Origin of the sequence: Pseudonocardia ailaonensis, assembly GCF_039531635.1 — a bacterium.
Lineage (GTDB): Bacteria > Actinomycetota > Actinomycetes > Mycobacteriales > Pseudonocardiaceae > Pseudonocardia > Pseudonocardia ailaonensis.
Genome location: NZ_BAAAQK010000003.1, coordinates 597,398 through 621,856 on the forward strand (window position 1 = coordinate 597,398; position 24,459 = coordinate 621,856).

The window sequence follows — 24,459 nt, forward strand, 5'->3', positions numbered from 1 at the left end:
CTCACGGGGCGCGTGCACGACCGGGCAACGACGTGTCCCCGGATCAGGTGACGGTGCGTGGAAACGCGGTAGCGCTCAGTTGCGCCCAGCGGGGCGAACATCACGGTGGACGGCCGAACCCGGACCGTCCGCCCGATCACCCGGCGCCGAGCGGTCACCACGAAGAGTGACAATCGCTCGTTCAGGTCGACGGAGCGTGACTACGCTGGGGCCGTGCTGCTGGGTGACGAACGCGTCCGGATCGTGGAGTGCTGCCGCCGGATGGCCGCGGCGGGGCTGACCGTCGGGACCTCCGGGAACGTGAGCGAGCGACGCGGGGAGCTCGTCGCCGTCACGCCGACAGGGGTGGACTATGACCGGCTCGCACCCGAGGAGGTGTCGGTCGTGGACCTGGTCGGCGGGAGCGTCGAAGGGCTGGAGCCCTCGTCGGAGCTGCCCATGCACCTCGCCGTCTACCGGGCGACCGACGCCGCGGCCGTCGTCCACACGCACCCGCTGCACGCGACCGCGCTCTCCACGGTGGCCGACGAGCTGCCCGGGATCCACTACCTCGTCATGCGCCTCGGCGGCCCGGTCCGGGTGGCGCCCTACGCCCGGTACGGCAGCACGGAGCTGGCCGAGGGCAGCGTGCGGGCCCTCGAGGACCGGAGCGCGGTGCTGCTGCGCAACCACGGGGCGACGACGTACGGCGCGACCCTCGCGCAGGCCTACGAGCGCGCCGAGCTCCTGGAGTGGCTCTGCGCGCTGTACCACCGGGCGTCGCAGCTGGGCACGCCGTCGATCCTGGGCGACGCCGAGCTCGCCGAGGCCGCCGCCGCCCTGTCCGACTACGGCCAACACCCGTGAGTGCGGATGGTCGCCATAGCGACCATCCGCACTCACGAGGGGTCAGGCCCGGACGGCGCGGCGCCGGGTGGTGATCAGGTAGTGGGCCGCGATGCTCACGCCGATCCAGAAGATCGGGGCGGCCGGCCAGAACATCGGGATCGGGCCGAGCACCCAGCGCACCACGAAGAGCAGCGCGAACGCGGCGCCGATGCCGGCGTGGATCAGCAGCCGGCGGCGCTGGTCCGGGGTGAGCTCCCGGCGCTCGCGAACGGCAGGCAGGGCAGGCAGGTCCGAGGTCAGGGCGGTGAGGTCACCGGCGAAGCGGGCGGCGTAGGCGGCGTGCTGGCGCTCGTCGGCCTCCTCCAGGGTGAGGCGGCCCTCCGACGCGGCGGTGCGGATGCGCTCGGCCGCCTGCTCGCGGTCGGCGTCGGCGATGCGGATGCCCGCGGGGCCCGCGTAGGGACGGCGCTGCGGTCCGGCGGTCGGGTGCGTGGTCGGCTCTGCGGTCGGCGCCTCGAACCGGTCGGTGGGCCGGTCGGTGCTCGGCTCGGTGTGGGTGGTGTGCTCGTCCATGGGATCCCCCGGGTGTCGGTGCGGCGGGTGCCGCCGGCGATGTCCACCACGCTGCCGTCCGGGGGCCCCGGGCGCGTCGGCCCGCGGGCGGGACCTGTCCTGCCTCCCGGGCCGACGCCGGGGACACCGCCGTACTCCCCGGGGAGTACGCGGCGGGTCGCCGCCGGAGCGACGCGCCGGCCCCACCCGTCGCAGTAGGTTCTCCGCCGTGACACGAGTGCGGGAGGTGTGGGCGCGGGCCTGGCAGGGTGTGCCCCACACCCTGCTGCTGCCCGCCGTGTTCCTGGTGATCTCCCTCGTGGTCGCGATCGGCCTCCCGCGGTTCGGGCCCCGTCCCGAACCGGCGGACGGGCTCGGGATCGCGCTGATCGTCGTCTCCTACCTGCTGACGGTGCTGCGCAAGGCGAACCCGCCCGCCGTGCTGGTCGCCTGTGTCGTCCTCTTCCTGCTCTACATCGGGCTCGGCAACCCGATGGGGCCGGTGGTCGTCGCGACCCTCATCGCCCTGTCCCAGGCCGTGATCCGCGGGCACCGGATGATCGCCTACTCCACGACGGTCGTGGGCGTGCTCGCCGCGATCACGCTGGCGGCCACCGTCCGCGGCGGCGGGACGGGCGTGCTGACCGGCTCGATCCCGCTGCTGGCCTGGCTCGCCGCCTACATCGCGATCTGCGAGCTGTGGCGGGCGCGCCGCGAGCGCAAGGCGCAGGCGCGGGCGGCCGAGGAGGAGGCGTTGCGGCGCCGGGGCGGCGAGGAGCGGCTGCGGATCGCCCGCGACCTGCACGACGTCCTCGGCCACCACGTCTCCCTGATCAACGTGCAGGCCGGCGTCGCCCTCTACCTGCTCGACGACGATCCCGAGCAGGCCCGCGCCGCCCTCGCCACGATCAAGGAGTCGAGCCGGGACCTGCTGCGCGAGATGCGCTCCACGCTCGGCGTGCTGCGCGGGGTGGACGAGGCGCCGCCGACCGCCCCCACCGCCGGCCTGTCCGTGCTCGACCGGCTGGTGGCGGACAACGCCGCCGCCGGGCTGACCGTGGAGACCACCGTGGACGCCGAGGCGCTCCCCCCGAGCGTGGACCTCGCCGCGTACCGGATCGTCCAGGAGGCGTTGACCAACGTGCGCAAGCATTCCGGGGCCGGCCACGCCGCCGTCCGCATCACGCGGGCGGACGGCGCCGTGCGGATCCTCGTCGACGACGACGGTCGCGGACCCGCCGCGCAGCCCGGCACCGGCTCCGGTTCCGGTTCCGGCAAGGGCAACGGGCTGGCGGGGATGCGGGAGCGCGCCACGGCGCTGGGCGGCACCCTGGAGACCGGGCCCGCACCCGGCGGCGGGTTCCGGGTCGCGGCGGTCCTGCCGGTCGGAGGGGACGCATGATCAGGGTGGTGCTGGCGGACGACCAGGCGCTGGTCCGCGCGGGGTTCCGCGCGCTGCTCGGCTCGGCGGCCGACCTCGAGGTCGTCGGGGAGGCCGAGGACGGCGACGCGGCGGTCCGGGTCTGCCGGGACACGAACCCGGACGTCGTGCTGATGGACATCCGCATGCCCGGGAAGGACGGGCTCGCCGCGACCCGCGACATCGTGGCCGATCCACGGCTGGCCGGGACGCGGGTGATCGTGCTGACCACCTTCGCCGAGGACGCCTACATCTTCGACGCCCTGCGCGCCGGCGCGAGCGGTTTCCTGGTCAAGGACACCGAGCCCGCGGAGCTGCTGCACGCGGTCCGGGTGGTCCACGGCGGCGAGGCGCTGCTCTCCCCCGGCGTGACGCGACGGCTGGTGGAGGAGTTCGCCCAGCGCTCCCGCCCCGCCGCCCCGGACCACCGCCTCGACGTCCTCACCGACCGGGAGCGCGAGGTGCTGGCGCTGGTCGCGGGCGGGCTGACCAACGACGAGATCGCCGCGAGGCTGGTGGTCTCCCCCGCCACCGCGAAGACGCACGTCAGCAGGGCGATGGTGAAGCTCGGGGTGCGGGACCGCGCCCAGCTGGTGGTCCTGGGCTACGAGACGGGCCTGGTGAAGCCGGGCTGGCTGTGAGGGTACGGACCGGGCGAGGTGGGGGGTCGCTCGCCCGGCCCGTGGTCTCGGTCGCCTCGCGCCGAGATGAACGTCAGGCACATTCGATCATGGTCGAAAGGTGCCTGAGGTTCATCTCGACGGCTAGGCGTGGACAACGGTGCCGGTGTCCTTGTCCGCCAACGCGTCCGTCAGGGACCCGACCGTCAGGCCGTTGACGATCCGGAACTCGCGCACGTGCTTCGTGGTGCCGAGCAGGTCGAGCGCCAGGGCGTCCACCGGGAGGTCCGGGGTGCTCGCCTGCACCCGGCCGCCCGGGCCGTCGGCGTCCTTGACGAAGACCAGCCGCTGGGCCCCGAAGGCGTCCGCGAGCAGGACCGCGCCGGCGTCCGTGCGGTGCACCGGGATCTTGCCGACCGGGGACGGGAACTCGTGCGTCCCGTACGGCGGGTACCCGTTCGACACCACCGCCGGGCTCGCCGCGAGATGCCCCGCGAGCTGGCGGGCGACGGTGCCGTGCGGCACGTAGGACACCCCGTCCGCGGCGAGCAGCGCCGCCAGCAGGTGGCCGTTCTGCTCGGCCTCGGTGGCCGCCAGACCGGACAGCGCACCCGTCGGCAACCCGAGGTCGAGGCCGACGCCCAGCACGTGGCGGGCGCGCACGCCGGCCCCGGTGAGGATCAGCATCCGGTGGTCGCCCAGGGCGCCGCGCAGCTCGTCGACCAGTGGGAGCAGCGCGTCGCGGCCGCGGTCGATCACCGAGCCGCCGATCACGACGACATCGAGCCACGGCAGCAGCCGCACCACGGGCCGGGCGGTCACGGGCCGCACCAGGTCCCGGTTCAGCAGGGTCTGGCGGGCCAGCAGCGAGGGGACGTCCTTGTTGTGGTCGGTCATGTCCGTCCTCCTCCTAGGCCGAGATGATCGTGCCGACGTGCTCGCCCGCGAGCGCGCGGGTGAGGAGGCCGGGCTTGAGCCCGTTGACGATCTGGATCTGGCGGACGAACCGTGCGTGCCGCATGAGGTCCAGCACCGGCCGTTCGACGACGAGGTCCGCGAGGTCGCGGGCGACCAGCTCGTCCACGGTGATCTCCGGGATGAGCTCGGCGCCGGGGTCCGTCTTCGGGTTCGCCGTGTACAGCCCGTCCTCGTCCTTGACGAAGATCATCGACCGGCAGCCGTAGTTCTCCGCGACCAGGTAGCAGCCCGCGTCCGTGCGGTACGGCGGGATGACACCCTCGGCGGGGACGTGCTGCCACATGTCGTAGGGCGGCATGCCGGCGAACACCGCGGCCCCGACGTCGGCCACCTTGAGCGGCAGTGCCGCCATCGCGCCCCCGCCGACCACGGGGATGCCGTGCTTGGCGAGCAGGTGGCCGAGCATCGTCGCGTTCTGCCCGGCGACGGCGGAGCCGATGTCGGACAGCACGCCGGTGGGCAGGCCGAGCTCCGCGGCCAGCGCGTAGGCGTGCCGGGCGCGGGTGCCACCACCGGTGCCGATCAGCATCTTGTGGTCCGGCAGCGCGGCGAGGATCTCCTCGACGACCGGCAGGACGGCGGCGCGGCCGCGGTCCATCAGGCTCTGGCCGCCGATCTTGAGGACGTGCACGTCCGGCAGCACGCGATCGTCAGGAGCCGCATCCGTGGCCGCGAGCAGCTCCGGATCGTCGAGGCTGCGGCGGTAGAGCAGCTCGCCGAGCGCAGCTGCGGTTGTCATGCGAACCCCCAGGTCAGAAGCGGTACGGACGCGACCGTAGCGGCTCCGGGCACACCCCGGCCACTCGCTCGCCGCCCCCCGCCGCGCCGAGAACCGACATCGCGGAGCACGCGCCGACACCCGCTCCGCAGCCGCGTCCCCGATGACCCGATTGTGATCCCCGGCACCACCCGATCCCGTGAGTGGCGATCGTCGCCATAGCGACCATTGCCACTCACGACCGACTCTGGGCTCGGTCGCCACTCACCGCAGCCCGACGAAGTCGGTCAGGCCGGTGAGCAGGCGGTCGACGTCGGAGTCGTCCGTGTACGGGGAGAGGCCGATGCGCAGGGAGCCGGTGTCGCCGAGGCCGAGGCGGCGGCTGGCCTCGAGGGCGTAGAAGCTGCTGGCCGGGGCGTTGACCTTGCGGTCGGCGAGGTAGCGGTAGGCGTCCGCGGGGTTCTTGTCGGCGAACTCGACCAACAGGGTCGGGGTGCGGTGGGCCGCGCGGGACCGGACGACCACGCCGGGCAGGTCGGCGAGGGCCGCCTCGATGCGGCGGCGCAGCGGCTCCTCGTGGGCCTCGATCGCGGCCATGGCGGCGAGCAGCCCGGAGCGCCGGTCGTCGTGCGCGCCGGCGAGCCCCGCCAGGAAGTCGACGGCCGCGGTGGTGCCGGCGAGCAGCTCGTAGGGCAGGGTGCCGAGCTCGAACCGCTCCGGGACCTCGTCCGACGACGGGGCGAGCTTGGCCGGGTGCAGCTCCTCGAGGAGCTCCGGGCGCGCGGCGAGCACGCCGAGGTGCGGGCCGCAGAACTTGTACGGCGAGCAGGCGTAGACGTCCGCGCCCAGCTCGGAGACGTCGATCGCGGCGTGCGCGGTGAGGTGCACCCCGTCGACGACGGTCAGGGCACCGGCCTCGCGGGCGGCCGCGGCGACCGCGGCGACCGGCGGCCTCGTGCCGACCAGGTTGGACGCGCCCGTCACCGCCACGACCTTCGTCCGCGACGAGAGGACGGTCGCGACGTCGTCCGGCTCCGTCGTGTCCGGGTCGAAGTCCAGCCACCGCACGGTCGCGCCCACGGATCCCGCGGCGAGGACCCAGGGGCGGATGTTGGCGTCGTGGTCCAGCCTGGTGACGACGATCTCGTCCCCCGGTCCCCAGGCCGCGGACAGCGTCCGGGCCAGGTCGAACAGCAGCGCGGTCGTACTGCGGCCGAACACGATCCCGCGGGGATCGGCGTCGAGCAGGTCGCCCATCGCCGCCCGCGCCTTCAGCACGATCCCGTCGGCATGCCGCTCGGCCGCCGTCACGGTCCCGCGGTTGGCGATCGGGGAGGTCAGCGCGTCGGCGACGGCCCGGGCCACCACCGCCGGGGTCTGCGAGCCTCCCGGCCCGTCGAAGTGTGCGGTGCCGGCGGCCAGTGCCGGGAACTCGGCCCGCAGTGCGGCGACGTCGTAGGAGTGACCCATCCCCCCACCCTCGCACGCCTCGTGAGTGGCAATAGTCGCCAGAGCAGTGATTGCCACTCACGGGGCTCAGCGCAGGACGGTGCCCTTGGTCTCGGGCAGCGTCAGGATCGTGAGGAAGGCGATCACGGCGCCCCCGGCGACGTACCAGAAGAACGCGCCGCCCAGCCACTGGATCATCAGCGGCGCGGTGCCGCCGAAGATCGCGACCGTGAGGTTGTACCAGGCGCCGATTCCCAGGCCCCGCAGCTCCGTCGGGAACAGCTCGCTCATGATCGCCGGCGCGATCGACGTCATCGCCGTGTAGAGGCCCAGACCCACGCAGAACACGAGCACCAGGCCGCCCAGCGACGGCCCGATGAGCAGCGACAACGGCACGATCAGCACCGCCGTCGCCGCGGACCAGACCAGCAGCTGCGGCTTGCGCCCGACGCGGTCCGACAGCACGCCCATCGGGTACTGGAGCAGGCAGAACAGCAGGGTGGCGATCGAGAGCGCGAGGAAGACGTCGAAGGCGTCGGCACCGCGGGACTTCGTGGCGTACGGGGTGATCGCGGAGAAGAACGTGTAGTACGCGAGGGTCGAGAGCAGCGTGAACCCGACGAGCTGGCCGACCGCCCGGGGGTGCTCCCGCAGGGTGAGCAGCAGGGGGTTCTTGATCTTCTTCGCGGTCGCCTTGTTGGCCTCGAACTGCTCGGTCTCCGGGATCGTCCGGCGCAGCCACAGGCCGAGCAGGCCGAGCACGCCGCCGAGCACGAACGGGATCCGCCAGCCCCAGCTCGCCAGCGCGGCGTCGTCCAGCGTCCCGGAGAGCACCACGCCGAGCACGCTCGCGACCAGCACGGCCGCCCCCGTCGAGATGTAGAAGAAGGACGAGTACCGGCCCCGTTGGGCAGGCGGGGCGACCTCGCCGAGGTAGGCGCTCGCGTTGGACACCTCGCCGCCCAGCGACATGCCCTGCGCGATCCGGGCGAGCAGCAGCAGGACCGGTGCGAGCCAGCCGACCAGCGAGAACGTCGGCAGGACGGCGATGACGAGCGAACCGCCCGCCATCAGCAGGATCGTCAGCATCATGGCGGTGCGGCGGCCGTGGAGGTCCGCGAACCGGCCCAGGACGAAGCCGCCGAGCGGGCGGAAGAAGAAGGCCAGCGCGTAGGTGGCCAGGGTGGAGACGAGCGCGAGGGCGGGATTGCCCGGCGGGAAGATCTGCGTCGCGAAATAGATCGAGAAGGTCGCGTAGATCGTCCAGTCGTACCACTCGACGGCGTTGCCGATGGAGGCCGCGACGAGCATCCGCACCGGGAGCCTGCGCTTCGTGGAGGCGTCGGTTCTCGTCTCGGTCATTCCCCGCCCCCGATCCGGACTTTTGGTGCGCGGAGACTACGTCCGGGCAGCTACTCCTGCAGGGCGAGCAGGGGGAGCGGCCGGGTGTCGGGCTCCGGCGACACCCCGGGCAGCTCGACGGTGAAGACGGTCCGGCCCGGCCGGCTGTCCAGGTGCACGCGGCCGCCGTGCGCCTCGACCACGGCCTGCACGATGGCGAGCCCCAGCCCCGTGCTGCCGTGGATGCGGGACCGGGAGCCGTCGCCGCGGGCGAAGCGCTCGAACACGTTCAGCTCGGGAGGGACCCCGGGACCGGTGTCGGTCACCGTGAGCCGGCCGGAGGCGCAGCCGGCGGAGCCGACCGTCGGCACCGGGGTGAGTCCCACGACCACCTCCGTGCCCGGCGGGGTGTGGGTGCGGGCGTTGGCCAGCAGGTTGGTGACGACCTGGGTCAGCCGCGCCGCGTCGCCCACCACGACCACGGGCTCGTCCGGCAGGTCCAGCCGGAACCGGTGGCCGGGGCCTGCCGCGCCGGCGTCGGACACGGCGTCGACGACCAGGCGGGAGAGGTCGACGGGAGCGCGTTCCAGCGGGCGGCCGGCGTCGAGGCGGGCGAGCAGCAGCAGGTCCTCGACCAGCGTGGTCATCCGCTCGGCCTGGCTCGTGATGCGGGACAACGAGTGCGCGGCCTCCGGCGGCAGCGCGCGGTCCCGCGCGGTGAGCTCGGCGTAGCCGCGGATGGCGGCGAGCGGGGTGCGCAGCTCATGGCTGGCGTCGGCGACGAAGCGGCGCAGCCGGACCTCGCTCGCGTGCCGGGCGTCGAGCGCGGTGGAGACGTTGTCCAGCATGCGGTTCAGGGCCGCGCCGACCTGCCCGACCTCGGTGCGCGGGTCGGTGTGCTCGGCCGGCACCCGCTCGGACAGGTCCACCTCGCCGCTGTCGAGGCGCAGCGCGGAGACCCGCCCGGCCGTCTCCGCCACCTGTTCGAGGGGCCGCAGCTCGCGCCGCACGGCGATCGCCCCGACGATCCCGGCGCCGGTGAGCGCCAGCACGATCACGATGCCCTCGGCTGCCACCAGGAGCACGGTGAGGTGGTCGACGTCGGCCTGCGGCAGGCCCACCACCAGCACCGTCCCCTCCCGGTCGACGGAGGCGAGCACACGGTAGGTGCCGAGGGGCCCGAGGTCGACGCTGTGCGGGTGACCGTCCGTGGGGACGGCGGCCAGGGCGGTCCGGGCGTCGGCCGGCACGTCGCGGACCACCCCGCCGCGGTCGGTCATCTCGGCGCCGGTCACCGTGCCGCCGACGACGGTGACGCCGATCGTCCGGGGCGCCTGCGCGGGCCCCAGGAAGTTCCCGGAGTAGCCCGGACCCGGGCCCGGGCCGCCGTGGTCCTGCATGGCGACGAACCGCCCGCCCGCCGACGACAGGTCGGTGTCGAGCTGCTGGATCATGAAGTGGCGCAGGGCGACGGCCGTCGCGATCCCGACGACCGTGCACACCGTGGCCAGCAGGAGCATCACGGCCACCACCAGCCGCATGCGCAACGAGTGCCGGCTCATGGCGCCCCTGTGCTCATGGCCCCACTGTGTGAGGTCGGCGTGTGGGGGGTCTGGGCGCAGTCTGTGGGTGAGCTGTGTGCCCCACGGCCTCCTAGGCTCCACCGGGTGCCCCCTCGCTCCCGGCAGTTGCTCGACACGGTCCTCGACGACGGCTCGTACCGCTCCTGGGACACCACCCCCGTCGGCGTCCCGCCCTCGGCCGACACCCCCGCCTACCGCGCCGAGCTCGCCGCCGCCCACGAGCGCAGCGGCGTCGACGAGGCCGTGGTCACCGGGGAGGGCCGGATCGACGGGCGCCGGGTCGCGGTGGTGTGCAGCGAGTTCGGGTTCCTCGCCGGGTCGATCGGGGTGGCGACGGCCGAACGGCTGGTCGCCGCGATCGAACGGGCGACGGCGGAGCGGCTGCCGCTGCTCGCGGCCACGGCCTCCGGAGGCACCCGGATGCAGGAGGGCGCGATCGCCTTCCTGCGCATGGCGGCCATCTCCGCGGCGGTCACCGCGCACAAGGCGGCGGGCCTGCCGTACCTCGTCTACCTGCGGCATCCGACGACCGGCGGGGTCTTCGCGTCCTGGGGCTCGCTGGGCAGCGTGACGGTCGCCGAGCCCGGCGCGCTGATCGGGTTCCTCGGGCCGAAGGTGTACGCGGCGCTGCACGGCGAGGAGTTCCCGGACGACGTACAGCGGGCGGAGAACCTGCACCGCCAGGGCCTGGTCGATGCGGTGCTGGCGCCGGAACGACTCGCCGGGGTGGCCGGGCGGGTGCTCGCGATGCTCGACCCGGTCGACCCGATGCGGCTGCCGCCGGGCGCGCCCTCCCGCGCGGAACCGCAGGGCCCGGACACCGACGCCTGGGCGTCGATCGAACGGTCACGGCGGGCGGACCGGCCGGGGGTGCGCGACGTGCTGCGGCATGCGGCCACGGACGTCGTCCCCCTGGCCGGGACGGGTGAGGGCGAGTCGGGCCACGGCCTGCTGCTCGCGCTGGTCCGGTTCGGCAGCGTGGCCTGCGTGCTGCTCGGGCAGGACCGGCGGGCGCAGGCCCGGGCACCGCTCGGCCCCGGCGCGCTGCGGACCGCGCGGCGCGGGATGCGGCTGGCGGCGGAGCTGGGCCTGCCGGTCGTCTCGGTGATCGACACGACCGGTGCGGCGCTCTCGGTCGAGGCGGAGGAGGGCGGGCTGGCCGGGGAGATCGCCCGCTGCCTGGGCGAGCTGACGGAGCTCCCGGTGCCGACGGTCTCGGTGCTGCTCGGCCAGGGCACCGGCGGCGCGGCACTGGCCCTGCTCCCGACCGACCGGGTCCTCGCCGCCCGCCACGGCTGGCTCACCCCGCTGCCACCCGAGGGCGCCAGCACGATCGTCCACGGCACCCCGGACAAGGCGGCGGACGTCGCGGCCTCCCAGCACGTCCGGAGCGTGGACCTGCTCCGGGCGGGCGCCGTCGACACGATCATCGACGAGCTCCCGGACGCCGCGGACGAACCGGGCCCCTTCGCGATCCGGGTGGCGGAGGCGCTCGAGTCCGAGCTGCGAGCCCTCCTCCCCCAGTCCCCCACCGACCGCCTGGTCCGGCGCCGCCGCCGCTACCGCACCCTCGGCCTCCGCTGACCGGCCCCGCCCCGCCCCGAGCCCGCCGGCACCCCCCAACCCGCGAGTCGGCACTTTCGGGAGGCCGAAACACACATCTGCGACGTGTCGTCCGGACCTCGCCCACGAGTCGGCGCATCGGCAGGTCCGGCCGTGCAGTGAGCCACGCCACGGGGCCCCGAAGGGTGCGACCAGGGGTTGAGGGCAGCGTCGGAGCCGTGCTCCACCCGGTCATGCCCGGCGCGGCTCTCGGATCGCCCCGGCCGGCCGGCCGAGGCTGCCGAGGTGCGGACGCGGGGTAGCCGGCCGCCCGAGATGTGCGTTCGGACGACCGAAACTGCCGACTCGCGGGACCGGGGTGCCGGGCTCTCGGGGTGTCAACCCCTGCATGTGGGGTTCGGGTGCGGGCCCGACGACCGGAACGTCACATTCGGGCTCCCGAAAGTGCCGACTCGCGGGTTTCCGGGGGCCAGGTGCGGAGGGGGTGGCCGTTCTCGGCGCGGAGCTCACGGATCCACTGCGGGCCGCGGAGGGCGTTGGTGAGGAAGGCGGACTCAGCTCTCGCCAGGTCGTCGAGGTGCACGACGGCGGGGTGGGCCTCCGGGTCGTCGTCGAGGAGCGCGAGGCGGGCGATACCGGGGAGGATCCGGCCGTCCGCGGGTGGGGTCCGGAGGGTGCCGTCGATCCGGGCGAACAGCGAGGAGCGGGTGGACTCGAGGACGCGGCCGTCCTCGTCGACGAGCAGCGGCGTCTCGTCCGGGGCGACCGCGGCCTCGTGGGCGTCGAGCCAGGCGCGCTCGGCGAGCTTGTGGCGGCGCCACTGCGCCGTCCGGCGGACCCGCAGGACCAGGCCCGGTTGCTCGGCGAGCGGCACCGGGGTGAACGGAGCGCTCGTGACCGACAGCGTGCCGTCCGGCGCGAGGTCGAGGCGGGCGCGATGGGGGCCCCGCAGGTCGCGGACCGCCTCGGTGAGCACCGCGGCGGGATCGCCGGGGACGGGCGTGCCGGTGAGCTCGTACCAGGAGCGGCGGAGCCGGGCGAGGTGGTCGGCGAGGCGCTGGGGGCGGCCGCCGACCACCAGGACGGTCTCGAACAGGGCGGGCGAGCCGGTGTCCGGCCGGGACGGGTCCGGGCCTACCGGAACGTCGCATTCGGCCTCCCGAAAGTGCCGACTCGCGGGGGGTTGCAGGGTGGTGAGGATCGGGGCGGCCTTGGTGAGGCATTCCGCCCACTCCTCGACCGGGGTGGAGTCGACCGTGACGCCGCCGCCCACGCCGAGGCGGGCGATGCCGTCCGGGGCGACCTCGAGGGTGCGGATGGCGACGTTCAGCTCCAGGCCCGCGAGGGGGCTCGCGAAGCCGAGCGCGCCGGTGAACAGGCCGCGGGGCCGCGGCTCCAGGGTCTCGATGACCGAGACCGCGCGGATCTTGGGGGCGCCGGTGACCGAGCCGGGCGGGAAGGTGGCGCGGAGGAGGTCGGCGTCGTCGAGGCCGTCCTCGAGGGTGCCCCGCACCTCCGACACCAGGTGCCACACGCCGGGGTGCGGCTCGACCTCCAGCAGCCGCGGGACCCGGACGGTGCCGGTGCGGCACACGCGGGAGAGGTCGTTGCGCATCAGGTCGACGATCATGACGTTCTCGGCGGCGTCCTTCGCCGATCCCGCCAGCCGGGCCCGCTCGGCCGCGTCCGCGGGGCCGCCCGTGCGGGGCCGGGTGCCCTTGATCGGGACGGTCCGGACCTCCCGCCCGCTGCGCTGCAGGAACAGCTCCGGGCTCGCGCTCACCGCGGCGCCGGAGGGATCCGCCACGAGGGCCGCGCGTGCCGGGGCGTGCCGCTCGACCAGCCTCGCCCAGGCGTCGTGCGGCGAGCCGTGCAGGCGCAGGTCCAGGTGACCGGCGATGTTGGCCTGGTAGATCTCGCCGCGGCGGATCGCGCGCACGCACTCCTCGACGGCGACGGAGTGCGCGGTCCGGTCCGGGATCCCGAGGACCTCGAGCGAGGCCGGCTCGACGGCGGCCGGCCGGTTCAGGTCGCCGACGAGCGACGCGCACCGGGCCTTCGCCGTCTCCTCGTCGAGACCGCCGGGTCCGAGCAGGGCCTCGTAGACCCAGCCGGACGGGCCGCGACGCACCACGTCCGGGTACCAGGCGAGCGACCACCGCGGGAACGCCGCCTCCCCCGAGGCCGGGAAGGAGATCCAGCCGAACCAGCCGCCGCCCACGACCGCGCTCCCCCGCGGTGCCCGGACAGCGGCCGGGACGTCGGCGAGAACGGTGAACGGATCGGCGCCCCCGACTGCGCTGTGCGACGGGTCGCAGGTCAGCAGGTCCCCCGTCGACCATGATCCGGACCACGCCGTCACCCGCTCGTGGCCCGCGAGCCGCCGCGCCGCCTCCGCGACCGTCAGATCAGCGGAAACGCGCCCGGCGAGCGACCACGACACGGCCTCGAGCGGCCGGGTCCGGCCGGCCGAACGGCGGAGCACGGTGCCGGCGGGTGCGATCACAGGGCGAGCATCGCGGTTCGCCGGGCCGGGGGGAAGCGCTCCGGGCGCAGGTCACGACCGGGACATGTGGGATAATCCGATTCGGACAATCCCTCACGAACCATTACCTGGGCCGTCCGAGTGATTTCCGCGTTTGCAATCGAATCGCAATCGAAAGCGGTTTTTCGCGACGCCCGGTGTTGGCATGATGACCCTGGGGTTCGTGTCATCGTGTGTGACGCATGTGACTCCGGGTGACATGAGGGGGAAGTGTGGGGATCTGGTCGAGTGCGATGGGGTCATCGCCGGCGGGCGTGCGGCGCCGTGCCTTCGCCGCGGCGGCCTTCCTGGTCGCGGCCGCGGCGCTGATCGGCGGCTGCGCCACGGCCGCCGCCGGGCCCACCCACCCCCAGCAGGCCCCCGCCCCGGCCGCGCCGGCGCCGGCCGCGGTCGTCCCGGTCCTGACGCTGCAGCCCGCCGCCGACGCGGCGGACGTCGCGCCCAGCGGCCTCGCCCACGCGTCCGCCTCCGCCGGCACGCTCAAGGACGTGGCCCTCACCGGTGCGGACGGCAAGCCCGTCCCCGGCAGCTACTCCGCGGACACCGCTCAGTGGACGGCCACGGCGCCGCTGGCCTACAAGGGCAAGTACACGTGGAGCGGCTCGATGGTCGCCCCGGACGGCACCGCCACCCCGCTGACCGGCACGTTCAGCACGGTCACCCCGAAGAGGACCGTCAAGGGCTCGCTCAACATCGGCGACGGGCAGACCGTCGGCGTCGCCGCCCCGATCGAGGTCCACTTCAACCGCGACCTCTCGGCCGAGGCGAAGGCCGCCGTCGAGCGCGGCCTCACGGTCACCACGTCCGTGCCCGTCCAGGGCGCCTGGGCCTGGCTGCCGGACGACCAGGTCGGCTCCCGCGTGCACTGGCGCCCGAAGGACTACTGGCCGGCGAACACGCAGGTCACGGTCAAGGCGCCGCTCTACGGGCTCGACCTGGGCACCGCCGGCTGGGGCACCGCCGACGTCGGGTCCTCCTTCACCATCGGCCGCAGCCAGATCGTCAAGGCGGACGAGGACAGCCACCGCATCCAGGTCGTCCGCGACGGCCAGCAGGTCATGGACCTCCCGGCCTCCTACGGCCTGGAGACCGACCCGAACCGCGTGACCCGCTCCGGCACGCACATCGTCATGGCCAAGTCGGAGAAGGTCCTCATGTCCAACCCGGACTACGGCTACGAGAACGTGCCGGAGTACTGGGCGGTCCGGATCTCCAACAACGGCGAGTTCATCCACGCGAACCCGGCGTCGAACTGGGCGCAGGGCAAGCGGAACATCAGCCACGGCTGCATCAACCTGTCCACGGCGAACGCCAAGGCGTACTTCGACACCGCGATGTTCGGCGACCCGGTCGAGGTCACCGGCAGCAGCGTGAAGCTCTCCGCCGCCGACGGCGACATCTACGACTGGGCGATCACCTGGGACGACTGGACGAAGATGAGCGCGCTGACCGCCTGATCACTGGATCCGGCGCTCGTGGCCGGCCCAGGCCTTGTCCCGCAGGACGAACTTCTGGATCTTGCCGGTGGAGGTCTTGGGCAGGTCGCCGAAGGTCACGGTCTTGGGCGCCTTGAACCGCGCGAGCCGGCCGCGGACGTGCTCGCGGATCTCCTCCTCGGTGGCGCTCGCCCCCTCCTGCAGGGTCACGAAGGCGGCCGGGACCTCTCCCCACCGCTCGTCCGGCACCGCGATCACCGCGGCCTCCAGGACCGCGGGATGGTCCATGATCGCCTGCTCCACCTCGACCGACGCGATGTTCTCCCCGCCGGAGATGATCACGTCCTTGGACCGGTCCCGCAGCTCCACGTACCCGTCGGGATGGATGACGCCGATGTCCCCGGTGCGGAACCAGCCGTCCGGCGCCGCCGCCAGGGTCGCCTCCGGATCGTCCAGGTAGCCCAGCATGATGTTGTTGCCGCGCAGGGCGATCTGCCCGGTCGTCACCCCGTCCGCCGGGACGTCCGTGCCGTCGTCGGCGATCACCCGCGGCACGCACGAGATGATGTTGCCGACGCCCTGGCGCGCCTTGAGCCGCGCCTGCGCCTCCGCGTCGGCCGAGTCCCACTCGGGGCGCCAGTCGCACAGCATCGCCGGGCCGTAGGTCTCGGTGAGGCCGTACAGGTGCGTGACCTCGAAGCCGAGCTCGGCCATCCGCCGCAGGATCGCCGGCGACGGCGGCGCCCCGCCCGTCGCCACCCGCACCGGGGGCCCGGACAGCGGCGAGGCACCGGCGGCGTAGGCGATCATCGACAGGACGGTCGGGGCACCGTTGAGGTGCGTCACGCCCTCCTCCCGGATCAGCCGCCACACCTCCGCCGGATCCACCTTCGGCAGGCAGACGTGCGTCGCGGCCGCCGCGGTGACCGCCCACGGGAAGCACCAGCCGTTGCAGTGGAACATCGGCAGCGTCCACAGGTGGACGCTCGACGGCGTGAGCCCCGTGTGCGCGGTCATGGCCACGGCCTGCAGGAACGCGCCCCGGTGGTGGTACATCACGCCCTTCGGGCGCCCCGTCGTGCCCGAGGTGTAGTTGATCGAGAGCAGCGAGCGCTCGTCGGAGGGCGTGCGGTGCAACGGCTCCGCCGCGGCGAGCAGGTCCTCGTACTCGGCGCCGGACCGGATCCGCACCGGCGGGCTCGGGAGCCGGGCGAGCACCGTGTCCACCAGCTCGTCGAACACCGGATCGTGCACGAGCACGGCGGCCTTCGAGTGCTCCAGGATGTAGGCGACCTCGCCCGCCGAGAGCCGGGTGTTGATCGCGACGAGTGCCGATCCCGCCCACGGGACGCCGAAGTTCGCCTCGAGGAGCACGTGGGTGTTGGGCGCGAGCACCGCGACGGGCCGCTCCGACGCCAGGGGCGCCAGCGCCCCGGCCAGCCGCATGCAGCGGTCCCGCAGCTCGGTGTAGGTGAACCGGAGCTCCCCGTCGACCACGCCGACCCGCTCGCCGTGCGCGGCGGCGGCCCGGTCGAGATACGCGGTCGGGGTCATCGGCTCGAAGGACAGGGAGTCGAGGAGGGAGGCAGCGTCGCTCACCCCCGAAGCCTGCGCCACCGCCCCGGTCGAGCGCAACGGAGGATCCTCCGCAACCGGGTCAGGGCCGGTCGCCCCCGGCCACACGCTCCTGCAGCTTCGCCCGGATCTCGTCCGGGGTGTACGCGCGGCGGCGGCGCTCCGAGCGCGCCACCACGGCACCCGTCGCCGCCACCCCCGCCAGCCCGGCCACGCCGAGGGCCTTCCACACCGTCGCCGCCTTGATCGCCCCGCGGATTCTCACGCGCCGTAGGGTACCGACCCATGTCCGGAATCGACCTCGACGCGGCGATCGACCTCTGCCGCACCGGCGACCTGTGGCTCTTCCGCGGGAGCAGCGGGGCGGACCGGGCCATCCGCGGTGTGACGAACGCGCCGGTCAACCACGTGGGCATGGCGATCGTGGTCGACGACCTCCCGCCGCTGATGTGGCACGCCGAGCTGGGGCAGCGTCTGCCCGATCTGTGGGCAGGGAAGCACCAGCGCGGGGTGCAGCTGCACGACCTGCGCGCCGCCGTCCTCCAGTGGGGGCACCGGTACGCGCAGCGGCCGTGGCTCCGCCAGCTCGAGGGTCCCGGCGGCCGCGACGCGGGCGGGGTCACCCGCGAGATGGAGGACGCCGCGCTGCGCACGGTCGCCCGCCTCGACGGCACCCCGTTCCCGTCCACCGCCCGGCTGGCGGGGCGCTGGCTGCGCGGGCGGGCGCCGCGCCTGCGCTCCGGCAGAGGGACGGACAGCGACCTGGGCGCCGAGCTGGCCACCGCCTACTGCGCCGAGGTGGTCGCCGTGACCTACGAGGAGATGGGCCTGCTGCCCACCGCCAAGCGCGCCAACTGGTACGACCCCGGCCGCTTCTGGAGCGGCGACGAGCTGGAGCTGACCCCGCCCTACCGGCTCGGCGGCGAGATCTCGGTGACGCTGCCCGCGGCCCCGTCGGTCGAGGGCGCCTCGACCTCGCGCCTGCGGTCCGCCGCGAGCTGGGTGACGCCCTGGAGGAAGCGGGCCACCACGGCCCGGTCCTCGGCGGAGTAGCCGCAGAGCAGCGCGTCCATCCGGGTGCCCAGCGGGCCGAAGAACTCCCGGCCGACCGCCGCCGCGCCGTCGCCGTAGCGGAGCACGACCCGGCGGCGGTCCCGCGCATCCCGGTCCCGGCGGACGTGCCGCTGTCGTTCGAGGCGGTCGACCAGCGCCGTCGTCGCACCCGAGGACAGGCCCAGGTGGGTGCCGAGCCGGCCCGCCGTCAGCGGCTCGCCGCCCGCCTCCGCCCCCAGCACCGCGATCAGCGCGTAGAGGTCCGTGGTGTGCAGCCCGTGGCGCTCCGAGAAGGCCTGGGCGAGCCGCGCCGACTCGGTGGCGTAGGCCTGCAGCAACCGGACGAGCTCGTCCCGCCCGGCCGGCGGATCGTCCGGTTCGGTCATGGTCTGCAGAGGTTACCGGCCGGTCCAGACGGGCGGCCGCTTCTCCAGGAACGCGGCCACGCCCTCCCGGCGGTCCGCGGACGCGAGCACGGTGTCCGCGGCGCGCCGGGTCACCTGCCAGCCCTGCTCGTCGGCGAGCCCGGCGAGCTCGTCGACCGCCCGCAGCGTCTCCCGGACGGCGACCGGCCCGTTCCCGCAGATCACCTCGGCCAGCGCGAGCGCGGCGGCCTCCGCGCCGCCGTCGTCCACCAGGTCGGTGACGAGGCCGAGCTCGGCCGCCCGGTCCGCCCCGATCGGCAGGCCCGTGAGCAGCATCCGCTTGGCGACGGTGAGCGGCAGCGGCCGCGGCGTGCGGAACAGCGCCCCGCAGTTGGCGATCACGCCGCGGGCCACCTCGGGCAGCGCGAAGCGCGCCGAGCGCCCGGCCACGACCAGGTCGCAGGCCAGCACGATCTCGAAGCCGCCGCCGTAGGCGACGCCCTCGACCGCGGCGATCAGCGGGGTCGTCCGGGTCCGGCGGACCACCCCGTAGTTCCCGCCGCGCGGGGTCGGGTCGCCCGGGCCCTCGGCCAGGTCCGTGCCCGCGCAGAAGGCGGGCGGCCCGCCGGCGAGGACGCCGCACCGGAGCTCGGGATCGTCCTCGAGGAGGTTGAGCGCGGCGTCGAGCCCGGCGGTCATCGGGGCGTCGACGGCGTTGCGCTTGTCCGGACGGTTCATCCGGATCAGGAGCACCCGGCCCTCCGGCCCGCACCGCTCCGTCAGGACCCGCTGTTCCCCGGTGATCGTCACGTCCCCACCGTAGGGGTCCCGGCCACCGCCGGGACGAGGTCTCCCACGCCCGCCCGCGTCGGCCGGACCTGCGGGTCGGCGCGCCCCTCCACCGGAGATCGCCGGTCCGCGACGGACCGTACGCTGGCCGGGTGGGCCGTCTCGCACCTCTTCCCGTCCGTTCCGGGTTCCTCGCCGCGGCGATCCTCGCCCTGGTGGGCGGGGCCGGCGCGGTGACCGCCGCGGCCTGGGGCATCCCCCGGGCGATGGGTGCCCCGGCCGAGCGGCTGCGCCGCGCCGCGGACGCCTCCCCGCACGCCCGGGACGGCGTGTTCCACAACACCGAACCGGGCTCCGCGCTGCCCGGATCGACCGTGAGCAGCGTGCGCGCGCTCCTGTGGGCGGCGGCCTTCGAGCGCGGGGCGGGCAAGCCCCGCGGCACGGTGCCGCTGGCCGGCGGGCCGGGCCGCGACACCCCCGCCGGCGAGCTCGCCGTCACCTGGTTCGGGCATTCCAGTGTGCTGCTCGAGATCGACGGTCACCGGCTCCTCGCGGATCCGGTGTGGAGCGAGCGCGTCTCGCCCTCGCGCCGGGTGGGGCCGCGCCGCCTGCATCCCGTGCCGGTCGCGCTCGACGACCTGCCGCCCGTCGAGGCGATCCTGATCTCCCACGACCACTACGACCACCTCGACCTGCCCACCGTCCGCGGGCTGCTGGCGGACCCGCGGCACGGGGAGGCGCCGTTCGTGGTCCCGCTCGGCATCGGCGAGCACCTGCGCGGCTGGGGCGTGCCGGCCTCCCGGATCGTCGAGCTGGACTGGGACGGGTCGGTACGGCTCGGCGAGCTGACGCTGACCTGTGCCGAGGCCCGGCACTTCTCCGGACGCGGGCTGCGCCGGGACGGCACGCTCTGGTCCTCCTGGGCCGTGGCGGGCCCGCGGCACCGCGCCTATTTCGGGGGCGACACCGGTTACACGGCCGCATTCGCCCGGACCGGCGCGGAACTCGGGCCGTTCGATCTCACCGTGCTGCCGATCGGCGCCTACGCGCCCCTGTGGCCGGACATCCACATGAATCCGGAGGAGGCCGTGACCGCCCACACGGATCTGCGCGGCGGCGTGCTCCTCCCGGTGCACTGGGCGACCTTCGACCTGGCCTTCCACGCCTGGTCCGAGCCGGTCACGCGGTTGCGGGCCGCGGCGGAAAAGGCGGGAATCCCGCTCGCCCTGCCCGTTCCCGGCCGGCGGATCGATCTCACCGGCGAGCGCCCGACGCTCGACTGGTGGAGTTCGGTCGCCTGATCCGTCCCGCTGCGGGAATCGGCCGTAAAGCGGATCCCCGGGCCCGGCGGCTGCCGCCGAAGGGGTGCCACCCCGAACGTTCACCACAGAAGTCGGCGGACCCGAATCGACATTCTCCGCGGTCTTCCCCTATTGTGGCGGCAACGCATTCCTTCACGGTTCCCTCCACCCAGCGCGGACACCCGGGCGGCTCCGGCCGCGATTCCGTGCTGCCCGGGGAGCCCGGCCACGAATGCGCAGGCAGAGCACCCAGAGAAAGGCACGGACGTGGCGAAGCAGACGACGGTCACGCTGATCGACGACCTGGACGGCGGCGAGGCGGCGGAGCAGGTCGAGTTCTCCGTCGACGGGAAGTCGTACGAGATCGACCTCTCCGCGAAGAACTCCGAGAAACTGCGGGGCCTGCTCGCCCCCTACATTGGGGCGGCCCGCCGCACCGGCGGCCGGCGCAGCTCCGGCGGGGGCACCGCGGTCGCCGCCCGCCCCGTTTCCGATCGCCAGCAGAACCAGGCGATTCGGGAATGGGCCGTCGCCCAGGGGATGAAGATCTCCGAGCGCGGCCGCATCCCGTCGAATGTGCTCGAGGCGTACCACGCCGCTCACTGAGCGAGCAGCCGGATCGACCGTCCGCCCGCCGGTCGCGGCGGAATGTGATCGGCGCAATACGTGACCATTCACGCTGTTCCGCCGGGCGCAGGGGGCCGTACACCCGTCCTCTCGCCCGTCGGAGTGACGCCGTGACGCTGTGTCGCGCCCTAGACTCGCTCCACCGCTCCCGGCACCCCGATCCGGGCACGCGGTGGAGACGAGAGGTGTTTCCGGTGAGCGAGAAGGTCACGGTCGGCTACGGAACCTGTCCGGTGTGCGTGCGGCTCAAGCACGTGCACCTGGATGCGACGCTCCGCCTGCACAACAGCTACTCCGCCCGCGGCACGGTGGTCGTCGCCCAGCGTTGTGCCGGATCCGGCGAGCTGTCCATGGAGGGCGGGCGCGCCGAGAGCGCCTGAGCCCCGGCACTCGTCGCCCGGAGAGGTCGACTTCCTCACCGTCCGAGGCCAGGAGCCCGCTCGTGATGGGAGGATCCCCTTTCGGCGACGAGAGGACGGACATGTACCCGGGTACGCATGCCGCGACCACCCCGGACAAGCCCGCGGTGGTGATGGCCGGCAGCGGCGCCACCCTGACGTTCCGCGAGCTCGAGGAGGGCTCGGCCCGGCTGGCGCGCCACCTGCACGAGGTGGGTCTGCGCCGCGGGGACGTCGTCGCCCTCGTCTCGGAGAACACCCCGCGGGTGTTCGAGGTCTACTGGGCGGCCCGCCGCTCGGGGCTCTACGTCACGCTCGTCAACCATCACCTGTCCGCCCCCGAGGCCGCGTACATCGTCACGGACTGCGGGGCGAAGGCGCTGATCGTGTCCGCCGGGGTGGCCGGGCTCGCCGCCGCCGTCGGCGACGCGGTGTCCGTGGACCTGATGCTCGCGTTCGGCGGCCCGATCCCGGGATCCGACCGGTACACGGACTACGACACCGCCCTCGCGGGCGTGTCGGCGGAGCCGATGGCCGAGCAGCCCCGCGGCGCCGACATGCTCTACTCCTCCGGCACCACCGGCCGTCCCAAGGGGATCAAGCCGGCCCTCACGGACACCCAGGTCGACGGGCCGGGCGACACCTACATCGACCTCTTCGGCCCGATGTACGGCTTCGACACCGAGACCGTGTACCTCTCCCCCGCGCCGCTCTACCACGCGGCACCGCTGCGGTTCAGCGCCACCGTGCAGGCCATCGGCGGCACCGCGGTGATCATGGAGCGCTTCGAGCCCGAGGCCGCGCTGGCCGCGATCGAGCGCCACTCGGTCACGCACAGCCAGTGGGTGCCCACCATGTTCGTCCGGCTACTGAAGCTGCCGGAGGAGGTCCGGCGCCGCTACGACCACTCCACACTGAAGGTCGCCATCCACGCGGCGGCGCCCTGCCCGCCCGAGGTCAAGCAGGCGATGATCGACTGGTGGGGCCCGGTGCTCTACGAGTACTACTCGTCGACCGAGTCCAACGGGATCACCTTCATCACCTCCGCCGAGTGGCTGGAGCGGCCCGGCTCCGTCGGCCGCGCGGGCCTGGGCATCGTCCGGATCAGCGACGACGAGGGAAAGGTACTGGCGCCGTACGAGATCGGCACCATCTACTTCGAGCGCGACGAGCGGCCCTTCCAGTACCACAACGACCCCGCGAAGACCGCCGCCGCGCAGCACCCGGACCACGAGAACTGGACGACGACGGGGGATCTCGGCTTCCTCGACGAGGACGGCTACCTGTTCCTCACCGACCGCAAGGCCTTCACGATCATCTCGGGTGGGGTGAACATCTACCCCCGCGAGGTGGAGGACGTGCTCGTCACCCATCCCGCCGTGCTCGACGTGGCGGTGATCGGCGTGCCGGACGACGAGATGGGCGAGGCCGTGAAGGCCGTCGTGCAGCCGGCCGAGGGGGTCGACGCGGGCCCGGAGCTGGAGCGGGAGCTGATCGAGTTCGTGCGCGAGCGGATCGCGCACTACAAGGCCCCCCGCACCGTCGACTTCACGGACTTCCTCCCCCGCACCCCCACCGGCAAGCTCGTGAAGCAGGAGCTGCGGGACCGCTACCCCCACTGATCCCGTGAGTGGGAATGGTCGCCATGGCGACTATTCCCATTCACGAGGTTCGGGCGGGCCTCGGGTGGCCCGGTGTGCCCTTGCCGAACGACCGTCAAGTGAGCAGTCTGGCCCCATGACGGAGCTGTCTGCGGGGTCCGCCCTGACCGGGCGCGGCATGACCATGAGCGACGTGCTGGCCCGGTGGGCCCGCTCCCGCCCGGAGGCCGAGGTGTTCGTCAGCGAGGGCGTGCGGCGCACGTACGGCCAGGCGGGCGACCGGATCACCCGGCTGGCGAACGCGCTGGTCACGGGCGGGGTGGAGCCAGGCGACCGGGTCGCGGTGCTCGGCCTGAACAGCGTCGAGCTCATCGAGTCCTACATCGCCGTGCTGCGCGCCGGCGGCATCTGTGTGCCCGTCAACTTCCGGCTGGTGGCGGACGAGATCGCCTACGTCCTGCGCGACAGCGGGGCCGTGGCGGCGATCGTCGACGCCGGCATGCGGCCCCAGCTCGACGCGGCCCGGACGCCCGAGCTGCGCCAGGTGGTGACGATCGGCGGGGATCTCGAGGAGATCCTGGCCGCCGCGTCCGGCGAGGACCACGAGATCGCGGTCCCGGACGACGCGACGGCGTACATCATGTACACCTCGGGCACGACGGGCCGCCCGAAGGGCGCGATGCTCAGCCACCGCAACCTCTACCTGCACGCCTTCTCGAACACCCTGCACCTGGGCTCGACCGGTGGGCACATGGTGTGGTTGTCGGGCGCGCCCCTGTTCCACATCGCCGGGCTCTCCGGAATGCTGCCGTCGCTGTTCACGGGCGGGACCGTGGTGATCCCGCCGTCCGTCGGCTTCGATCCCGCTGCGGCACTGGACACGCTGGAGCGCGAGCGCGTGACCTCCTGCTTCTACGTGCCGGCCCAGTGGGCGGCGATGGTGGCGGTGCCCGGGGTGAAGGACCGGGACCTGGCGGCGCTGACGAAGCTGAGCTGGGGTGCCGCACCGGCCTCGGACACGTTGCTGCGCACGATGATCGACACGTTCCCGCAGGCGGACGTCGTCACCGCCTTCGGGCAGACCGAGTGCAGCCCGGTCACCACGACGCTCAAGGGCGAGGACTCGATCCGCAAGCTCGGCTCGGTCGGCACGCCGATGATCAACGTCGAGGTCCGGGTGGTCGACGACGAGATGAACGACGTGCCGCGGGGCGAGGTCGGCGAGATCGTCTACCGCGGGCCGATGGTCATGACCGGCTACTGGAACAAGCCCGCGGAGACGGCGGAGGCCTTCCGCGGCGGCTGGTTCCACTCCGGAGACCTCGTGCGCGAGGACTCCGACGGCTACTACTTCGTGGTCGACCGCAAGAAGGACATGATCATCTCGGGCGGCGAGAACATCTACTGCGCGGAGGTGGAGAACGTCCTGGCCGGGCACCCGGAGGTGGCCGACGTCGCCCTGATCGGCGTGCCGGACGTGAAGTGGGGCGAGTCGCCGCTCGCGATCGTCGTGCCGGTGGACCCGGCGGCCCCGCCCACCGAGGAGTCGATCACCGAGTACTGCCGGGAGCACCTCGCGGGCTACAAGCGCCCGAAGCACCTGGTGATCGTGGACGAGCTGCCCCGCAACCCCTCCGGCAAGGTCCTCAAGACCGTCCTGCGCGAGCGCCACCGCCCCGCCGTCCACTAGCTCGCACACCACTCCGGGCCCTCGCAC

21 protein-coding genes and 1 pseudogene are annotated in these 24,459 nt (G+C 73.8%); 11 read left to right on the forward strand and 11 right to left on the reverse strand.

The window, feature by feature from the left end:
• Positions 1-213 precede the first annotated feature (213 nt).
• Positions 214-846, forward strand: coding sequence for a class II aldolase/adducin family protein (locus ABD324_RS05505; RefSeq protein WP_344412998.1), 633 nt, complete (start codon positions 214-216; stop codon positions 844-846).
• Between the two features lie 42 nt (positions 847-888).
• Here the strand turns inward: ABD324_RS05505 and ABD324_RS05510 are convergent, their stop codons facing one another.
• Complete coding sequence (locus tag ABD324_RS05510) at positions 889-1,401, reverse strand: DUF1707 SHOCT-like domain-containing protein (protein WP_344413000.1); 513 nt, start codon at positions 1,399-1,401, stop codon at positions 889-891.
• 208 nt (positions 1,402-1,609) lie between these two features.
• Here ABD324_RS05510 and ABD324_RS05515 point away from each other — a divergent pair, with 208 nt between their 5' ends.
• Complete coding sequence (locus tag ABD324_RS05515) at positions 1,610-2,782, forward strand: sensor histidine kinase (RefSeq protein ID WP_344413002.1); 1,173 nt, start codon at positions 1,610-1,612, stop codon at positions 2,780-2,782.
• Positions 2,779-3,441 carry a response regulator transcription factor gene (locus ABD324_RS05520; RefSeq protein WP_344413005.1) on the forward strand — a complete coding sequence of 221 codons (663 nt, stop codon included), beginning with the start codon at positions 2,779-2,781 and terminating at the stop codon, positions 3,439-3,441. Before ABD324_RS05515 ends, ABD324_RS05520 begins: the two co-directional genes overlap by 4 nt.
• Before the next feature lie 123 nt (positions 3,442-3,564).
• Here the strand turns inward: ABD324_RS05520 and ABD324_RS05525 are convergent, their stop codons facing one another.
• The 5 genes from ABD324_RS05525 to ABD324_RS05545 all read right to left on the reverse strand — a co-directional run bounded on the left by ABD324_RS05525 (position 3,565) and on the right by ABD324_RS05545 (position 9,468).
• Complete coding sequence (locus ABD324_RS05525; RefSeq protein ID WP_344413007.1) at positions 3,565-4,317, reverse strand: amino acid kinase family protein; 753 nt, start codon at positions 4,315-4,317, stop codon at positions 3,565-3,567.
• Positions 4,318-4,330: 13 nt separating this feature from the next.
• A complete protein-coding gene (locus ABD324_RS05530) occupies positions 4,331-5,137 on the reverse strand; it encodes an amino acid kinase family protein (RefSeq protein ID WP_344413009.1) in 807 nt (268 codons plus the stop codon).
• 243 nt (positions 5,138-5,380) lie between these two features.
• Complete coding sequence (locus ABD324_RS05535; protein WP_344413011.1) at positions 5,381-6,586, reverse strand: cysteine desulfurase-like protein; 1,206 nt, start codon at positions 6,584-6,586, stop codon at positions 5,381-5,383.
• Between the two features lie 66 nt (positions 6,587-6,652).
• Positions 6,653-7,927, reverse strand: coding sequence for an MFS transporter (locus ABD324_RS05540; RefSeq protein WP_344413013.1), 1,275 nt, complete (start codon positions 7,925-7,927; stop codon positions 6,653-6,655).
• Positions 7,928-7,977: 50 nt separating this feature from the next.
• A complete protein-coding gene (locus tag ABD324_RS05545; RefSeq protein ID WP_344413015.1) occupies positions 7,978-9,468 on the reverse strand; it encodes a sensor histidine kinase in 1,491 nt (496 codons plus the stop codon).
• Between the two features lie 105 nt (positions 9,469-9,573).
• Here ABD324_RS05545 and ABD324_RS05550 point away from each other — a divergent pair, with 105 nt between their 5' ends.
• On the forward strand, positions 9,574-11,073 hold the full coding sequence (locus ABD324_RS05550; RefSeq protein WP_344413018.1) for a carboxyl transferase domain-containing protein: 1,500 nt from the start codon (positions 9,574-9,576) through the stop codon (positions 11,071-11,073).
• A gap of 403 nt (positions 11,074-11,476) precedes the next feature.
• Here the strand turns inward: ABD324_RS05550 and ABD324_RS05555 are convergent, their stop codons facing one another.
• Complete coding sequence (locus ABD324_RS05555) at positions 11,477-13,558, reverse strand: aminodeoxychorismate synthase component I (RefSeq protein ID WP_344413021.1); 2,082 nt, start codon at positions 13,556-13,558, stop codon at positions 11,477-11,479.
• A gap of 272 nt (positions 13,559-13,830) precedes the next feature.
• Between ABD324_RS05555 and ABD324_RS05560 the strand changes: the two genes are divergently transcribed.
• Positions 13,831-15,054 (forward strand): L,D-transpeptidase, encoded by a 1,224-nt coding sequence (locus ABD324_RS05560; RefSeq protein WP_344413024.1) that lies wholly within the window; start codon positions 13,831-13,833, stop codon positions 15,052-15,054.
• Here the strand turns inward: ABD324_RS05560 and ABD324_RS05565 are convergent, their stop codons facing one another.
• Together ABD324_RS05565 and ABD324_RS05570 are read right to left on the reverse strand one after the other, a co-directional pair.
• Positions 15,055-16,587: an AMP-binding protein gene (locus tag ABD324_RS05565; RefSeq protein WP_344413439.1), complete on the reverse strand. Its 1,533-nt coding sequence runs from the start codon at positions 16,585-16,587 to the stop codon at positions 15,055-15,057.
• 103 nt (positions 16,588-16,690) lie between these two features.
• Positions 16,691-16,873, reverse strand: a complete 183-nt coding sequence (locus ABD324_RS05570; RefSeq protein ID WP_344413027.1) for a hypothetical protein — start codon at positions 16,871-16,873, stop codon at positions 16,691-16,693.
• A 20-nt stretch (positions 16,874-16,893) separates the two neighbouring features.
• Between ABD324_RS05570 and ABD324_RS05575 the strand changes: the two genes are divergently transcribed.
• Entirely contained in the window at positions 16,894-17,661 is a 768-nt protein-coding gene (locus ABD324_RS05575) for a hypothetical protein (protein WP_344413029.1), read from the forward strand.
• Between the two features lie 98 nt (positions 17,662-17,759).
• On the opposite strand, the pseudogene ABD324_RS05580 reads toward ABD324_RS05575, so the two are convergent.
• Together ABD324_RS05580 and ABD324_RS05585 are read right to left on the reverse strand one after the other, a co-directional pair.
• Positions 17,760-18,047, reverse strand: a pseudogene (locus ABD324_RS05580) (MarR family transcriptional regulator); the annotation flags it as partial.
• A 12-nt stretch (positions 18,048-18,059) separates the two neighbouring features.
• Positions 18,060-18,836, reverse strand: coding sequence for an enoyl-CoA hydratase-related protein (locus tag ABD324_RS05585; RefSeq protein ID WP_344413031.1), 777 nt, complete (start codon positions 18,834-18,836; stop codon positions 18,060-18,062).
• A 131-nt stretch (positions 18,837-18,967) separates the two neighbouring features.
• Between ABD324_RS05585 and ABD324_RS05590 the strand changes: the two genes are divergently transcribed.
• The 5 genes from ABD324_RS05590 to ABD324_RS05610 all read left to right on the forward strand — a co-directional run bounded on the left by ABD324_RS05590 (position 18,968) and on the right by ABD324_RS05610 (position 24,432).
• Positions 18,968-20,116 (forward strand): MBL fold metallo-hydrolase, encoded by a 1,149-nt coding sequence (locus tag ABD324_RS05590; protein WP_344413033.1) that lies wholly within the window; start codon positions 18,968-18,970, stop codon positions 20,114-20,116.
• 267 nt (positions 20,117-20,383) lie between these two features.
• Positions 20,384-20,722, forward strand: a complete 339-nt coding sequence (locus tag ABD324_RS05595) for a histone-like nucleoid-structuring protein Lsr2 (protein ID WP_344413035.1) — start codon at positions 20,384-20,386, stop codon at positions 20,720-20,722.
• Positions 20,723-20,937: 215 nt separating this feature from the next.
• Positions 20,938-21,123, forward strand: a complete 186-nt coding sequence (locus tag ABD324_RS05600; RefSeq protein WP_344413037.1) for a hypothetical protein — start codon at positions 20,938-20,940, stop codon at positions 21,121-21,123.
• Between the two features lie 101 nt (positions 21,124-21,224).
• Positions 21,225-22,763, forward strand: coding sequence for an acyl-CoA synthetase (locus ABD324_RS05605; RefSeq protein ID WP_344413441.1), 1,539 nt, complete (start codon positions 21,225-21,227; stop codon positions 22,761-22,763).
• Positions 22,764-22,878: 115 nt separating this feature from the next.
• Positions 22,879-24,432: a long-chain-fatty-acid--CoA ligase gene (locus ABD324_RS05610; RefSeq protein ID WP_344413039.1), complete on the forward strand. Its 1,554-nt coding sequence runs from the start codon at positions 22,879-22,881 to the stop codon at positions 24,430-24,432.
• Positions 24,433-24,459: the final 27 nt, after the last annotated feature.